General features: G+C 73.1%; 14 protein-coding genes. 7 read left to right on the forward strand and 7 right to left on the reverse strand.

Annotated elements, in window-relative coordinates:
* Nucleotides 1–61: 61 nt before the first annotated feature.
* The 5 genes from C229_RS0112870 to C229_RS0112890 all read right to left on the reverse strand — a co-directional run bounded on the left by C229_RS0112870 (nt 62) and on the right by C229_RS0112890 (nt 5,357).
* Nucleotides 62–1,246, reverse strand: coding sequence for an ROK family transcriptional regulator (locus C229_RS0112870; protein WP_018655491.1), 1,185 nt, complete (start codon nt 1,244–1,246; stop codon nt 62–64).
* Nucleotides 1,247–1,438: 192 nt separating this feature from the next.
* Entirely contained in the window at nt 1,439–2,047 is a 609-nt protein-coding gene (locus tag C229_RS0112875; protein WP_018655492.1) for a GTP-binding protein, read from the reverse strand.
* A complete protein-coding gene (locus tag C229_RS0112880) occupies nt 2,028–2,432 on the reverse strand; it encodes a DUF742 domain-containing protein (protein WP_033424333.1) in 405 nt (134 codons plus the stop codon). Before C229_RS0112880 ends, C229_RS0112875 begins: the two co-directional genes overlap by 20 nt.
* A 1-nt stretch (nt 2,433) precedes the next feature.
* Nucleotides 2,434–2,871 (reverse strand): roadblock/LC7 domain-containing protein, encoded by a 438-nt coding sequence (locus tag C229_RS0112885; protein ID WP_018655494.1) that lies wholly within the window; start codon nt 2,869–2,871, stop codon nt 2,434–2,436.
* Nucleotides 2,868–5,357: a sensor histidine kinase gene (locus C229_RS0112890; RefSeq protein ID WP_018655495.1), complete on the reverse strand. Its 2,490-nt coding sequence runs from the start codon at nt 5,355–5,357 to the stop codon at nt 2,868–2,870. The genes C229_RS0112885 and C229_RS0112890 overlap by 4 nt, the downstream gene beginning before the upstream one ends.
* Nucleotides 5,358–5,638: 281 nt before the next feature.
* Between C229_RS0112890 and C229_RS0112895 the strand changes: the two genes are divergently transcribed.
* Nucleotides 5,639–6,481, forward strand: a complete 843-nt coding sequence (locus tag C229_RS0112895; protein WP_018655496.1) for a sirohydrochlorin chelatase family protein — start codon at nt 5,639–5,641, stop codon at nt 6,479–6,481.
* A 34-nt stretch (nt 6,482–6,515) separates the two neighbouring features.
* On the opposite strand, the gene C229_RS0112900 is transcribed toward C229_RS0112895, so the two are convergent.
* Nucleotides 6,516–7,310: an enoyl-CoA hydratase/isomerase family protein gene (locus C229_RS0112900; protein WP_018655497.1), complete on the reverse strand. Its 795-nt coding sequence runs from the start codon at nt 7,308–7,310 to the stop codon at nt 6,516–6,518.
* Between the two features lie 10 nt (nt 7,311–7,320).
* A complete protein-coding gene (locus C229_RS0112905) occupies nt 7,321–8,223 on the reverse strand; it encodes an SDR family oxidoreductase (RefSeq protein WP_018655498.1) in 903 nt (300 codons plus the stop codon).
* Between the two features lie 171 nt (nt 8,224–8,394).
* On the opposite strand from C229_RS0112905, the gene C229_RS0112910 reads away from it, so the two are divergent.
* The 6 genes from C229_RS0112910 (at nt 8,395) to C229_RS0112935 (ending at nt 15,311) form a co-directional block, all read left to right on the forward strand.
* The gene (locus C229_RS0112910) at nt 8,395–9,276 is read left to right on the forward strand and encodes a glutathione S-transferase family protein (RefSeq protein WP_018655499.1); all 882 of its coding nucleotides are present in this window, start codon (nt 8,395–8,397) and stop codon (nt 9,274–9,276) included.
* Nucleotides 9,277–9,340: 64 nt separating this feature from the next.
* On the forward strand, nt 9,341–10,006 hold the full coding sequence (locus tag C229_RS0112915; protein ID WP_018655500.1) for an AIM24 family protein: 666 nt from the start codon (nt 9,341–9,343) through the stop codon (nt 10,004–10,006).
* A gap of 199 nt (nt 10,007–10,205) precedes the next feature.
* Complete coding sequence (locus tag C229_RS0112920) at nt 10,206–13,991, forward strand: multifunctional oxoglutarate decarboxylase/oxoglutarate dehydrogenase thiamine pyrophosphate-binding subunit/dihydrolipoyllysine-residue succinyltransferase subunit (protein WP_018655501.1); 3,786 nt, start codon at nt 10,206–10,208, stop codon at nt 13,989–13,991.
* Nucleotides 13,992–14,063: 72 nt separating this feature from the next.
* Nucleotides 14,064–14,243, forward strand: coding sequence for a DUF6104 family protein (locus tag C229_RS0112925; RefSeq protein ID WP_018655502.1), 180 nt, complete (start codon nt 14,064–14,066; stop codon nt 14,241–14,243).
* 112 nt (nt 14,244–14,355) lie between these two features.
* Nucleotides 14,356–14,673: an ArsR/SmtB family transcription factor gene (locus C229_RS30345; RefSeq protein WP_051108962.1), complete on the forward strand. Its 318-nt coding sequence runs from the start codon at nt 14,356–14,358 to the stop codon at nt 14,671–14,673.
* Nucleotides 14,664–15,311, forward strand: a complete 648-nt coding sequence (locus C229_RS0112935; RefSeq protein WP_240487221.1) for a methyltransferase family protein — start codon at nt 14,664–14,666, stop codon at nt 15,309–15,311. Before C229_RS30345 ends, C229_RS0112935 begins: the two co-directional genes overlap by 10 nt.
* Nucleotides 15,312–15,324: the final 13 nt, after the last annotated feature.

A 15,324-nucleotide genomic window follows, 5' to 3' on the forward strand; every position in this document is an offset into this window, starting at 1 on the left:
TGGAAAAGGGGTGGCTGAGGCAGGCCGGGGGTCGCCCGGCCGGGATGTCGCGGTGTGGGATCTAGACGGAGAAGACGGAGTCGCTGATCATGCGGGCGCCGCCGGTGACACCGGCCGCGCCCGCGAGTTCGGAGAGCACGATGGGCAGGTTGCCGGTCGCCAGGGGCAGCGACCGGCGGTAGACGACGCTGCGGATCTCGGCGAGCAGCGTGTGCCCGAGACCCGCGACGCCGCCCGCGATGATGACGAGGCCGGGGTTGAAGAAGCTGACCAGGCCCGCGAGGACCTGGCCGACGTGGCGGCCGCCCTCGCGGACGATCCGGACGGCCTCGGCGTCGCCCGCCGCCGCGGCCGTGGCCACGTCGCGGGCGGACAGGTCGCCGCCCGCGTCGAGCAGGGCGGCGAGCTGCGGGGACCGGCCCGACCGCGCCGCCGCCAGGGCGTCGCGGGCCAGGGCGGCGCCGCCGAAGTACGCCTCCAGGCAGCCGTGGTTGCCGCAGGCGCACAGCGGGCCGTCGTCGTCGACGCGGATGTGGCCGATGTCGCCCGCGCTGCCCGACACGCCCCGGTAGATGGCGCCGTCCACGACGATGCCGCAGCCGATGCCGGTGCCGATCTTGACGAGCAGCAGGTCGTCCACCGACCGGGCGAGCCCGGACGTCAGCTCGCCGAGCGCCATGAGGTTCACGTCGTTGTCGACCTGGACGGGGCAGCCGAGTTCCTGGCCGACGGCGTCGCGGACGGGGAAGCGGTCCCAGCCGGGCATGATCGGCGGCACGACCGGCATCCCGTCGCGGAAGCTGACCGGGCCGGGGACGCCGATGCCGGTGCCGTGGACGCGGGTGAACAGGCCCTCGTCGCGCAGCTTGCCGAGCAGGTCGAGCGCGCGGTCGAGCACGGCGGGGGCGCCCTGCCGGACGTCGCACGGCTCGCTGACGTGCCCGAGGATCTCCAGCTCGCCGTCGGTGACGGCGACGTCGACGGAGGTGGCGCCGATGTCGAACGCGGCGAACCGCAGCCCCGGGTCGAGCCGGACGATCCCCGACCGGCGCCCGCCGCGCGAGGCGGCCAGCCCGCCGGACGCGACCAGGCCGAGTTCGGTGAGCCGGTCCAGCTCGACCGCGAGCTTGGACCGGGAGAGGTGCACGACGTCGCCGAGTTCGGCGCGCGAGCGCGGTCCCTCGTCGCGCAGCAGCCGGAGCAGGCGTGCCTGATGCTCGTTCTGCGGGCGGGCCGACATCCGCATCACGCCTCCCCTCGGGTCTGGGCTTGCCGAGAACGTAACGGGCTTTCGCGCACCTGAGAAGACCTTTCCCTAGAAATCTGCGAACTTTCTCCAGTCAGAGGACAAAGTAAGCGTCCGCCGACTCCGGGCATGGCGAAGCCCGGCCGCGCGCCCTTCCGGGTGCGCAGCCGGGCTTTCAGCCGGTATGGGGAGTTAGTGGGTGGCGGGCTGGCGGCCGTTGCTCATCGTGCGCATGATGTGCTCCACCAGCGCGATGAGGACGTGCTTCGCCGACTCGCGGTCGCGGACGTCGCACTCGATGACCGGGATTTCCGGGCTGAGGTCGAGGGCGTCGCGGACCTGCTCGGGGGTGTGGGCCCCCGCGCCGTCGAAGCGGTTCACGCCGACGATGAACGGGACGCCCCGCCGCTCGAAGTAGTCCACCGAGGGGAAGCAGTCGGCCAGCCGCCGGGTGTCGACCAGCACGACGGCGCCCAGGGCGCCCTTGGCCAGCTCGTCCCACATGAACCAGAAGCGGTCCTGGCCCGGGGTGCCGAAGACGAACAGCACGAGGCCGTTCGGCAGCGTGATGCGGCCGAAGTCCATCGCGACCGTCGTCGTGGTCTTCTGCGAGACCGCCGAGGTGTCGTCGATGCCGACGCTCTTCTCGGTGAGCGATTCCTCGGTGCGCAGCGGACGGATCTCGCTGACCGCGCTCACCAGCGTGGTCTTGCCGACGCCGAAGCCGCCCGCGACCAGGATCTTGACGGTCAGCGCGGAATCGGCCTGCTGCGGGTCTCGGTCAGAGCGCACGGATTCCATCGATCACTTCCTTGAGTACGCGCTCGCCGGGGAAGCGGGCCACCGGCGCGGGGCGGCGGACCTCGATGAGCGAGCGGTCGAGCAGGTCGCCGAGCAGGACCCGGACGACCCCGAGGGGGAGTTCCAGTTCTGACGCTATCTCGACAACCGACAGCGGGGCGCGGCAAAGCGCCAAGATCATCTCATGTTCCGGGTCGGGCGCCCACCGCGCGGGGTGCGCGCCCGGTGCCGAATCCCCCTCGTCGGGGGCCGTGTCGTCCCGGGTGACGATGAGCGCCACCAGGTCGAACAGGTCGGCGCCGTCGTAGTGCGTGCGTCCGCCGGTGAGCGCGTAGGGGCGCACCACCGGGCCGGCCTCGTCGTCGTACCAGGACGGGGTCGGCATGTCAGGCGCCGGGTCCAGCGGCACGCGGGTCGGCCGACAGGTGCTGCCCCACCCGCGTCACGAGCATCGCCATCTCGTAGGCGATGACGCCGAGGTCGGCGCCCGCCTCGGCGAGCACCGCGAGGCACGCCCCGCGTCCCGCCGCCGTGACGAACAGGAACGACGACTCCATCTCGACGATCGTCTGCCGGACGGCGCCGCCGCCGAACGACTCCCCGGCGCCGCGCGCCAGGCTCTGGAAGCTGGCCGCGACCGCCGCCAGGTGGTCGGACTGGCCGCGCTCCAGTCCGGTCGACGCGGCGATCCGCAACCCGTCGCTGGACAGCACCACGGCGTTCTGCACCTGGGCGACCCGCTGGACGAGGCTGTCCAGCAGCCAGTTCAGGTCGCCGGCCGCGCCGGACGCCGCGTCGTGCCCGGCCTGCTGGGCTCGTGTCATGGGGTGTGGTCCTCCTGCTCGGGGTGGGTCTTCGCATCGCCTTGGGGGCCGCGTTCGGCGGCGTCCCGGCCGCGCTCCCAGCCGCGCTGCATCGCGGACATCATGGAGCGGAGGGACTCGGGAGACCGCGCGTCCTCGGCGGGGCCCTCGGGCGCGTTCTGGGGTGGCGGGGCCTGCGGCGGGACGGGCGCGGCCAGCGGGACCGGCCGCGCGGCGGGCACGGGCCCGGTGGCGCGGTGCCGCCCGGTCCCGGCCGGGTCCTCGCCGCGTTCGGCGGCCAGCCGGGCGTCCACGCGTTCGCGGAGCTGCGGCGCCAGGTTCTGCTGGCGGCGGCGGCGCGGCAGGCCCGCCTCGGTCGCCTCGACGGGCGCGGGCTGCGGACGCGGCGCGACCTGCTCGGGCTCGGGCGCGGGTTCGTGCTCGGCGGGCGGGTCGGTGACGAGCCGCACCACGCCCTCCTTCTCCCGGGCCGTCTCGGCGCCGCCGCCCGGCGCGGGGCCGGGCGTGAGGGCCAGCGGCCCGGAGCGGCGCGCCACCGGCTCGGGCTCGTCGGGTTCCACGACCAGGTTGCCGGGGATGAGGGCGATGGCCGTCATGCCGCCGTACGGGGAGGGCCGCAGCGTCACCCTGATGCCGTGCCGGGCGGCCAGCCGCGCCACGACGAACAGGCCGAGCTGGGCGCTGTCGGCCGGGTCGAAATCGGGCGGGTCCGCGAGCTTGGCGTTGGCGGCGACGACGGCGTCCTCGTCCATGCCGAGGCCGCGGTCCTCGATCTCGATGGCGTAGCCGTTCCCGGCGGCGTGCCCGCTGATCGTCACCGGCGCGCGCGGCGGCGAGAACGTCGTGGCGTTCTCCACGATCTCCGCGATGAGGTGGATGACGTCCGCGACGGCCGAGCCGAGCAGCGCCAGCCGGGGCATCGGCTGCACCCGCACCCGCTGGTAGTCCTCGACCTCCGCGACCGCGCCGCGCACGACGTCGATGAGCGGCACCGGGTTGCGCCAGCCGCGCCCGGCGTGCTTGCCCGCCAGGATGACCAGGCCCTCGGCGTGCCGCCGCATGCGGGTCGCGAGGTGGTCGAGGCGGAACAGGTCGGCCAGTTCGGACGGGTCCTCGCTGCGGTGCTCCATCGTGTCGAGCAGCGCGAGCTGGCGGTGCAGCAGCGCCTGGTTGCGGCGGGCCAGGTTGACGAACACCTCGTTGATGCCGCGCCGCGCGGCGACCTCGCCCGCCGCCGCGATGAGCACGGCCTCGCGGGTCGTCTGGAAGGAGCGCGAGATGGCGCGGATCTCGTCGATGCGGAACTGCGGGTCGGGCGGGACGGCGGAGGGGTCCACGGGTTCGCCGCTGCGCACGCGTTCGGCGAGCTGCGGAAGCTGGTACCGGGCGAATCCGACGACGGCGTCCGCGAGGGTGCGGCACTCGCGCACCAGCCGCCGCGCGACCCGGTACGCCAGCAGGGCCGAGGCGACGACGGCGAGCAGGCCGAGGCCGCCCGCGATGGCCAGCCGCCCGAACACGCCGAGCGCCATGTCCCTGGCGCGCGCGGTGACGCCGTCCAGCACGTCGTTCTCGAAGTCGTAGAGCCGCGTGCCGACGGTGTCGGCGGTCGACCACCACTGCCGGACCGACACCGGCGGCCGGTCGGCGCGGCTCACCCGGGTCGCGGGACGCCCGGTGTCGGCCGGGACGGCCGCGCGCGGCGCCGCGCGCACGACCTCGTCCTCCAGCAGCCGCAGCCGCGCAAACTCCGGCGAGGACACCATGCGCCCGTACCGGTCGCGGTCGGGGCCGGGCAGGTTCGCGACCGTGTCGGCGTACAGGAACCGCTGCGCGCCGACGAGCTGGGCGAAGTCGGCGCGTTCGGCGACGGTGAGGCGGCCCGCGCCGAGCACGCCGCTGAGCAGCGCGTCCTCGCGGGACAGGAACTCGCGGGCGCGGGCGAGGGCGGTGACCGCGCGGGCGTCGGCGGCGACGCGCCCGTCCTGCGGGACGGGGAGGGAGTACAGCGCGAAGGCGGCGTCGATCATGCCCGTGTAGGCGCGGAGCACGTCGGCGCGGGACGCCGATCCGGCGTCGATCTCGGCGCGGACGGCCTCCAGCGCGCCGAGCCCCCGGACGAACGCCTCGTAGATCCCGCGCGCGGCCGGGGAGAAGCGCTCGCGGACGTGCTGGCTGCCGACGGCGCGCTGGGACGCGGCGCGGAACCCGTCGGTGGCGCGCCGCTGGGCGGCCAGGTCGGCGCCCTCGGGGTCGCCGCCGTGCCCGACGCGCCACATCGACAGCCGTCGTTCCTTCTGGAGCGCGTCCACCGTGTTCTGGGTGGGTTCGATGACCTGCACGCCGAGGTCGCGTCCCTGGATGAGCCGGACGGCGTCGCCGGAGGTGATGCCCGTCGCGAAGATCCACAGTCCGACCAGGGCCACCAGCGGGACGAGCGTCACGAGGGTGATCCGGGCGCGGATGGAACTGAGGCGCCCGTTCATCGCGGCCCGCGGAACGGACCGGCGCTGCGGCGCGGTGGGGGGATAGGGCGCGACATGGCGGAGAAACCCTCCGAGACGGGCTGTGCGGGGGTCTGCCGGAGCCTACTACGCCGGAAGATACCCCTGATGGACGCGATGACTACCTTGCCACGCCTGCCCCGTTCTTTCCGGCATCGCCCGACAAATCTGGTGAATCTGACAGCCTGCGATGCGGTCACAGTTCCCTACATCCCGCGCGCGAGAATCTCCGCCCGGGACCGGACGGCGTTACGATTCCCGCCGTGAGTCCCGAAAGCCAGGCATCCGAGGCACTTCCGTCGCGACGCCGCCGAGCCCCCCGGGGCGGGCGGCACCGCGGCGACGAATCCTTCCTGCTGCCCCCCGGTTCCCCCGCCCTCGTCCTGGCGGTCAACGGCCCGGCCCACGGGCCCGGAGCGGAGATCGCCGCCGAGATCGCCCGGCTGGTCGAGATCGAGCACACCGGCCAACCGGCCCTCGTGGGCCACCTGCACGGCGAGGAGGCGGCGCTCGCGCCGCTGCTGGCCGGGCTGCGGCAGCACCGACCCGACGAACCCGCGGCGGTCGTCGTCCCGTTCGCGTCCGTCCACGACCCGGCGCTGGCCGCCGCCGTCGCCGACCACGCGGCGCGGGCGCCCGTCCCCGTCGTCCCGGCCGAGGCGCTCGGCCCGCACCCGCTCATCGCCGAGGCGCTGCACGACCGGCTCGCCGACGCGGGACTGGCCCGCGCCGACCGCATCCGCATGATGACGATGGTCACCGCCGCGGGCGCCGTGATCGTCGGCACCCCGGGCGACGTCGGTGCCGTCCGGCAGGCCGAGGTGTCCAGCGTCCTGCTGGCGTCGCGGCTGGCGTGCCCGGTGTTCACCGTTCCGCTCCGCGACGAGCAGGCGCTCGCCGCCGCCGCGCACCAGCTCCGCGCGTCCGGCGCCGCCAACGTGGCGATCGCGCCGCACCTCATCGGGCACGAGCCCGAGGCCGCGTCGGTCGCCCAGGTCGCCGCCGCGTCCGGCGCCGGCTACGCCGGGCCGCTCGGCGCGCACCCCGCGCTCGCGCGGCTGGCCGCGCTGCGCTACACCGAGGCGCTGGCGGGCGCGCTCGCCTGAACGCCGGGGCGGGCCGGTGCGGCCCGCCCCGCGCTCAGCGGTTCCGGAACTCGGGGGGCCGCTTCTCCAGCGTGGCCGCCATGCCCTCGGCCAGGTCCTCGGTGAAGAAGGCGAGGGTCTGGACGGCGGTCTCGGCCGCCAGGTGGCGGCGCAGCCCCGGCGCGTCCAGCGCCATGTTGAGCAGTTCCTTGGTGCGGGCCAGCCCGTAGGGGGACTTGCCGAGCAGTTCGGCGGCCAGCTCCAGCGCCGCCGCCAGGTCGCCGCCCGCGGCGGCCCGCTCGGTGACCAGCCCGAGGTCGTCGGCGCGGTCGAGCGTGAACCGTTCCGCCCGGTAGGCGATCTCCGCCGCCCGCGCCGGGCCGACGAGCCGGGGCAGCAGCCACGACAGCCCGCAGTCCCCCGCCGACAGGCCGAGGTCGGTGAACGGCACGACGAACCGCGTCGTCGGGTCTGCGACGCGGAGGTCGCAGGCGAGCGCCCATGCCACCGCCATCCCCGCGACGGGCCCGTGCAGCGCGGCGATGACCGGCTGCGGGATCTCCCGCAGCCGCGCCGTCACCTCGCCGCCCCGGGCGATGCCGCGGTGCAGGCGCTGCACGCGGCCCTCGCCGCCGTCACTCTCGTCACCGGCCAGCAGGTCCATGCCGGACGAGAACGCCCGGCCCTCCCCCGTCAGCACGACGACGCGCGTCGCGGTGTCGCGGGCCAGCCCGTCCAGGGCGCCGAGCAGTTCCTCGGTGAGGCGCGCGGTGACCGCGTTCAGCCGATCCGGGCGGGACAGGGTGAGCACCGCCGCCCCGTCCCGCCGTTCCACCCGGAGGTCGCCCATGGGCGTCCCGTCAGGAGGTGAGGTGCTGGATGAGCGGGCCCATCTGCTCACCGACGTTCTTGAACACCGTCAGCGGCTCGCCGGCGTTGATCGCCGCCCAGTTGTCGCGCACGGACTCGACCGACAGCGTCTCCTTGCTGCCCCAGCCCGGCCCCTCCGCCACGAAGATCTTCGCGACGCGGCCGCCGCCGACGGTGTAGACCTCGCCGGAGTCGGGGTTCTCCTCGTGCGCCAGGTAGGCGACGAGCGGGGTGACCTGCTCGACGCCGAGCTTGTCCGCGAAGTCGGCGGGCAGCAGGTCCTCGGTCATGCGCGTCCAGGCGACGGGCGCGATGGCGTTGGCCTTGATGTTGTACTTGGCGCCCTCGTGCGCGAGCGTCTTGGTGAACCCGACCAGGCCCATCTTGACGGTCGCGTAGTTGGCCTGGCCGAAGTTGCCGAACAGGCCCGCCGGGGACGAGGTGTTGACGATGCGGCCGTAGCCCTGCTCGCGCAGGTGCGGCCAGGCGGCGCTGGAGACCAGGAACGAGCCGCGCAGGTGCACCGCGACGACCGAGTCGAACTCCTCGGCCGTCATGTTCTTGAACGACTTGTCGCGCAGGATGCCCGCGTTGTTGACGACGATGTCGACCTTGCCGAACGCGTCGATCGCCGTCCGGACGATGCCCGCCGCGCCGTCGGCGTCCGCGACGTTGCCCGGGTCGGCGACGGCCTCGCCGCCGTTCTTGCGGATCTCCTCCACGACCTCCTGGGCCGGTCCGGCCGAGGCCCCGGCGCCGGCGCGGTCGCCGCCGAGGTCGTTGACGACGACCTTGGCGCCGCGCGCGGCCAGCTCCAGCGCGTGCCGGCGGCCCAGCCCGTGCCCGGCCCCGGTCACGATCGCGACCCGGCCGTCGTAGCGCAGTTCCGACATCCCTGTCTCCTCACATCGCCCGCTGCGAACTCCCCTAGGTAACCACCAAGGGGTTACCCAGTGGTACCACCCGACCGAATCTCGCTCGGCTTCGACCCCGGGACGCCGGGGGGTTCCGGGGTCCCGCCCGGTCGCGTAACGATGGGGGGAGGCGACCGGAAGGGGATCGAGATGGTCACGGACGAGATCAAGGGCGGGGCCTTCGTGCGCCAGCCCAACCGCTTCACCGACCCGCTGACCGCCGAGGCGGGCCGCTACCGGCTGCTGGTCTCGCTGGCCTGCCCGTGGGCGCACCGGACGCTGATCGTGCGGCGGCTGCTCGGGCTGGAGGACGCGATCTCCGTGGGCGTCGTCGACCCGATCCGCGACGAGCGCGGCTGGCGGTTCCCGCAGGCCGACCCGGTCACCGGCGCGACGTACCTGTCCGAGCTGTACCTGGCGTCCGACCCGTCGTTCACCGGCCGCTACACGGTCCCCTGCGTGTGGGACACGCAGGACCGGCGGCTCACCACCAACGACTTCCCCAACATCACGCTGGAGTTCGAGACGACGCTGGCGCCGCTGCACGCCGAGGGCGCCCCCGACCTGTACCCGGCGGCGCTGCGGCCCGAGATCGACGAGATCAACGACCTCGTCTACCGGACGCTCAACAACGGCGTCTACCGCGCCGGGTTCGCCACCGAGCAGTACGTCTACGAGGAGGCCGCGCGCGGCGTCTTCGCCACGCTCGACGTGCTCGAAGAGCGGCTGGCCACCCGCCGCTACCTGCTCGGCGACGCCGTCACCGAGGCCGACGTGCGCCTCTACCCCACGCTCGCCCGGTTCGACGCGGCCTACCACGGCCACTTCAAGTGCAACCTGCGCCGCCTCGTCGACTACCCGAACCTGTGGGGCTACGCGCGCGACCTCTACGCGATCCCGGCGTTCGGTGAGACGACCGACTTCGACCACATCAAGCGGCACTACTACGGCACGCACCCGCACGTGAACCCGACCGGCATCGTCCCGATCGGGCCGCTCACCGACTGGACGGAGCCGCACGACCGGGCCTGATCGCCGCAAATCCTCCCTAAGCTGGCGGTCCACCACGTCCGACCAGTTGGAAGGCCCTCCGGCGATGCGCAGCTCGTTCTTCAACAACCTCGACGACCAGACGCCCGGTCACTTCGCGCTCCAGAACCCGCGCATGCTCCGCGTCCACCTCAACGGCGACGTCATCGCCCGCCAGGGGGCGATGGTGGCGTTCCAGGGCCAGATGGACTTCGAGTTCCAGGGGTCGGGCGGCGTCGGCAAGTTCCTCAAGAAGCTCGCCACCGGCGAGGGCGCGCCGCTCATGCGGGCCACCGGGCAGGGCCTGCTGTTCCTCGCCCACAACGCCGAGGAGCTGCACCTGTTCTACCTGGAGAACGAGTCGCTGACCGTCAACGGCGCCAACCTGCTCGCCTACGACTCGCACCTCCAGGCCGACATCCGCCGCGTCCAGGGCGCCGGGATGATGGCGGGCGGGCTGTTCAACACCACGCTCACCGGCACCGGCTGGGTGGCGCTGCACGTGCACGGCACGCCGGTCATGCTGGACGCGGGCCGCGCGCCCACGTTCGCCGACGCCCAGTCGGCGGTCGCGTGGAGCACCACGCTCCAGACCGGCATCAACCGGACGATCAAGGCGGCGGCGTTCATCGGCCGGGGCAGCGGCGAGGCCGTCCAGCTCTCGTTCCAGGGGCAAGGGTTCGTGCTCGTCCAGGCCAGCGAGGGCCCGACCGTCCCCGTCCACAGCCACTGAGCGCGCAGCCGTTCAGCCCTACCCCGGCGGATCGGCCTCCAAACCCGTGGTGGAGGCCGGTCCCGCCCCCGCGAACCGGCCGGAAACACCCCGCCGGGCCCCGTATCCTGCCGCGCTGGCACAGACGAGGTGGGGATGCGAGTAGCCTTGACGTGTCTCAGAACTCACCTGCGAGCTGCGGAAGAGGGCGATCTCCGCCGTGTCGACAGAGTCGTCGCAAACAAGTGCCGACCCCAAGACCCCTGACTTCGGTGCCAACGAATGGCTGGTCGACGAGCTGTACCAGAAGTACCTCGAAGACCCGAACTCGGTGGACGAAGCCTGGTGGAACTTCTTCGCGGACTACCGGCCGGACGCCCGGCCCGCCGCGACCACCAGCGCCTCCCCCGAGGCGGCCCCGGCCGGGAACGGCGAGGCGGGCACCCCCGCCGCACGCCGCGAACCCGGCTCCACGGCCGCACGTGACGAACCCGCCCCTCCCCCGGGCAAGGCCGCCCCCAAGGACTCCGGCTCCGGCGGCAAGGCCGCCGCCAAGCCGGCCCCCGCCAAGGCGAAGGGCGCCGAGAAGCCGGCGGGCAAGGCCGACAAGAGCAAGTCCGCCCCGCCGCCCGCCCCCGCAGGCGCCGAGGAGGTCCGGCTGCGCGGCGTCGCCGCCCGCACCGCGACCAACATGGAGGCCAGCCTCGCGGTCCCCACCGCGACGAGCGTTCGCGCCGTCCCCGCCAAGTTGCTGATCGACAACCGCATCGTCATCAACAACCACCTCAAGCGCGGGCGCGGCGGCAAGGTCTCCTTCACCCACCTCATCGGCTACGCCATCGTGCGCGCGCTCGCCGCGATGCCCGAGATGAACGCCGCCTACACCGAGGTCGACGGCAAGCCGGTGCTGGTCCGGCCCGAGCACGTCAACTTCGGCCTCGCCATCGACCTCCAAAAGCCCGACGGGCAGCGGCAGCTCGTCGTGCCGAGCATCAAGGGCGCCGACACCCTCGACTTCCGCCAGTTCTGGGCGGCCTACGAGGAGATCGTCCGCAAGGCGCGCGGCAACAAGCTCACCCTGGAGGACTACCAGGGCACCACGATCAGCCTCACCAACCCCGGCACCATCGGCACGGTCCACTCCGTGCCGCGCCTCATGCCGGGGCAGGGCACGATCGTCGGCGTCGGCGCCATGGAGTACCCCGCCGAGTTCGCCGGGGCGTCCACCGACACGCTCGCGCGCATGGGCATCAGCAAGGTCATGACGCTGACGTCCACCTACGACCACCGCATCATCCAGGGCGCCCAGTCCGGCGACTTCCTGCGCCGCGTGCACCAGCTCCTGCTCGGTGAGGAGGGCTTCTACGACGAGATCTTCGAGGCCCTGCGCATCCCGTACGAGCCGGTCCGCTGGGTCAAGGACATCTCGGCCTCCCACGAGGACGACGTCGCCAAGGTCGCCCGCGTCCACGAGCTGATCCACGCCTACCGGGTCCGCGGCCACCTCATGGCCGACACCGACCCGCTGGAGTACCGCCAGCGCCGCCACCCCGACCTCGACATCCTCCAGCACGGCCTCACCCTGTGGGACCTGGAGCGCGAGTTCGCCACCGGCGGCTTCGGCGGCAAGGCGACGATGAAGCTCCGCGACATCCTCGGCGTGCTGCGCATGGCCTACTGCCGCACCGTCGGCATCGAGTACATGCACATGCAGGACCCCGAGGAGCGCGCCTGGATTCAGGAGCGCGTGGAGATCCCGCACGACAAGCCGTCCCGCGAGGAGCAGCTCCACGTCCTGCGGCGGCTGAACAGCGCCGAGGCGTTCGAGACCTTCCTCCAGACCAAGTTCGTCGGGCAGAAGCGGTTCTCGCTGGAGGGCGGCGAATCGCTCATCCCGCTGCTCGACGCGGTCATCTCCTCGGCCGCCAAGGACGAGCTGGACGAGGTCGTCGTCGGCATGGCCCACCGCGGCCGGCTGAACGTCCTCGCCAACATCGTCGGCAAGTCCTACGGGCAGATCTTCGGTGAGTTCGAGGGCAACCTCGACCCGCGCAGCGCCCAGGGCTCCGGCGACGTCAAGTACCACCTGGGCGCCTCGGGCGACTTCGTCGCCGACGACGACTCCAAGATCCACATCGAGCTGGTCGCGAACCCGTCCCACCTGGAGACCGTCGACCCCGTCCTGGAGGGCGTCGTCCGCGCCAAGCAGGACATGCTCGACGCCGGTGAGGGCGGCTTCACCGTCCTGCCGATCCTGGTGCACGGCGACGCGGCCTTCGCGGGCCAGGGCGTCGTCGCGGAGACGCTGAACCTGTCGCAGTTGCGCGGGTACCGCACCGGCGGCACCGTCCACGTCATCGTGAACAACCAGGTCGGGTTCACCACCGCGCCGGAGTACTCGCGCTCGTCGGTGTACTCCACCGACGTCGCCCGGATGATCCAGGCGCCGATCTTCCACGTGAACGGCGACGACCCCGAGATGTGCGCGCGCGTCGCGCAGCTCGCGTTCGAGTACCGGCGGACGTTCCACAAGGACGTCGTCATCGACATGGTCTGCTACCGGCGGCGCGGCCACAACGAGTCCGACAACCCCTCGTTCACGCAGCCCCTCATGTACGACCTGATCGACGCCAAGCGCTCGGTCCGCAAGCTGTACACCGAGGCGCTGATCGGGCGCGGCGACATCACGGTCGAGGAGGCCGAGGCGGCGCTGCGCGACTACCAGGAGCAGCTCGAACGCGCCTTCACCGAGACGCGCGAGGCGGTCAAGAAGCCGCTGGAGCCGGGGTCGGTCGTCAAGCCCGACGTCGAGGAGCGCATCCCGATCGACCACGCGTCGGCGGGCACGGCGATCTCCGCGGAGACCGTCAAGCGGCTCATCGACGCGCAGGTCAGCCTGCCCGAGGGGTTCAGCGTCCATCCGCGCCTCCAGCCGATCCTCCAGCGCCGCGTGCAGTCGATCTCCGACGACGCGATCGACTGGGCGACCGGCGAGCTGCTGGCGTTCGGCTCGCTGCTCATCGACGGGCGGCCCGTGCGGCTCGTCGGGCAGGACAGCCGCCGCGGCACGTTCGGGCAGCGGCACGCCGTCCTGGTCGACCGCAGGTCCGGCGCCGAGTACACGCCGCTCAAGCAGTTCGGGCAGGGCGTCTCGAAGTTCTACGTGCACGACTCGCTGCTCAGCGAGTACGCGGCGATGGGCTTCGAGTACGGCTACGCGATGACCCGTCCCGACGCGCTCGTCGCGTGGGAGGCGCAGTTCGGCGACTTCGTCAACGGCGCGCAGACCGTCATCGACGAGTACATCTCCTCCGGCGAGCAGAAGTGGGGCCAGCGGTCCCCCGTCGTGCTGCTGCTGCCGCACGGCTACGAGGGCCAGGGGCCCGACCACTCGTCGGCCCGCATCGAGCGGTTCCTCCAGCAGTGCGCGCAGGACAACATGACGGTCGTCTACCCGACGACCCCGGCGAACTACTTCCACCTGCTGCGCTGGCAGGTGCTGTCGGGCCGGGGCAAGCCGCTCGTGGTGTTCACGCCCAAGTCGCTGCTGCGGCTCAAGGCGGCCACGTCCCCGGTCGAGGCGATCACGTCCGGCCGGTTCGAGCCGGTGATCGCCGAGAGCAACCCGAAGGTGGAGCCGTCCGGCGTCCGCAAGGTGGCGCTCACCACCGGCAAGATCTACTACGACGTCGCCCGGGAGCGTGACGAGCGCGGCGCGTTCGACACGGCGGTCGTGCGGGTCGAACGGCTGTACCCGCCGCCGGTGGACGAGCTGAAGGCCGAGCTGGCCAAGTACCCGGACGCCGAGGTCGTCTGGGTGCAGGACGAGCCCGCCAACATGGGCGCCTGGCCGTTCATGGCGCTGAAGCTGCCGCACCACATCGAGGGCCTGCGGATGTCCCGCGTCTCGCGCCGGGCGTCGTCGTCCCCGGCGGTGGGTTCGACGAAGGTCCACCAGGCCGAGCAGGACGCGCTGATCGAGCGTCTGTTCGGCGCGAAGAAGTAACGACGGTCCCGAAGGGCTCCGGCGCGTTCCGTACGCGCCGGGGCCCTTGTCGTCGCAAAGGAGCGAAACGCCATGTACTTCACCGACCGGGGCATCGAGGAACTGGCCGACCGCCGCGGCTCCGAAGAGGTCACGCTCACCTGGCTCGCCGAGCGCCTGCGCGAGTTCGTCGACCTCAACCCCGAGTTCGAGACCCCCGTCGAACGCCTCGCCACCTGGCTCGCCCGCCTGGACGACGAGGACGACGACTAGCCGGCGCCCCGCGCCGCCCGTAGCGGCGCAGTTCGGCGGCGCGCCCGGCCGCCCGTGGTCCGGGCCGCAGCCGGACGCGTCCGGGGCCGCTCCGCTCTACCCGGCGGCGGCGCTGTTCCACTCGCTGGCCGACCCCGTGCGGCTGTCGATCCTGCAACGCCTGGCGCGCGGCGAGGCGCGCGTGGTCGACCTGACCGGTGAGCTGGGGCTGGCGCAGTCCACGGTGTCCAAGCACCTCGGGTGCCTGCGCGGCTGCGGCCTCGTGGACTACCGCCCCGAGGGACGCCAGTCGTTCTACTTCCTCGCCGCCCCCGCCCTGCTGGACCTGCTGCGCTCCGCCGAGCACCTTCTGACCGCCACGGACCGGGCCGTCGTCCTGTGCCCCACGTACGGCGCCGAGGGCGGCGGCCCGGTGGGGACGTGCTCGTGAAACCGGAGGTCGTCGTGGCCGTCGCCGCGCTGCTGATCTATCTCGTCTGGGCCGCGCTGGCGTTCGGGCTGCGCACGCTGGTGCAGTGGCGCCGCACCGGCGACACCGGCTGGCGCGGCGGCGGAATGACCGCCGGGAGCCTCCAGTGGTGGGCGCGGGTGGTGTTCACCGGCGCGCTGCTGCTCGGCGCCGCCGGTCCCGTCGCCGCGCTGGCCGGGCTGCCCGCCGTCGATTTCCTGAACCACGGCGCCGTGCGCGTTGCGGGCGTGGTGGCGGCCGTCGCCGGAGTGGTGGCGACATCGGCGGCGCAGGGCTCGATGGGGGCGTCCTGGCGGATCGGCGTCCGGGAGAGCGAGCGCACCGAGCTGGTGACCGGCGGCGCGTTCGCGCTGGCCCGGAACCCCATCTTCACCGCGATGATCGTGACCGCGGGCGGCCTGGCCCTCATGGTGCCCAACGTCGTCTCGCTGGCGGGCTTCGCGACGACCGTCGCGGCGATCCAGCTCCAGGTCCGCGCGGTCGAGGAGCCCTACCTGCGACGCGCCCACCCCGCCGCCTACCTCGACTACGCCGCCCGCGTCGGCCGCTTCCTCCCGGGCCTCGGCCGCCTCCCCCGGTCCCCGTCCGAACGGCGGTAGGTCCGCCGGGAAC

Source organism: Actinomadura flavalba DSM 45200 (assembly GCF_000374305.1).
Classification (GTDB): Bacteria; Actinomycetota; Actinomycetes; order Streptosporangiales; family Streptosporangiaceae; genus Spirillospora; species Spirillospora flavalba.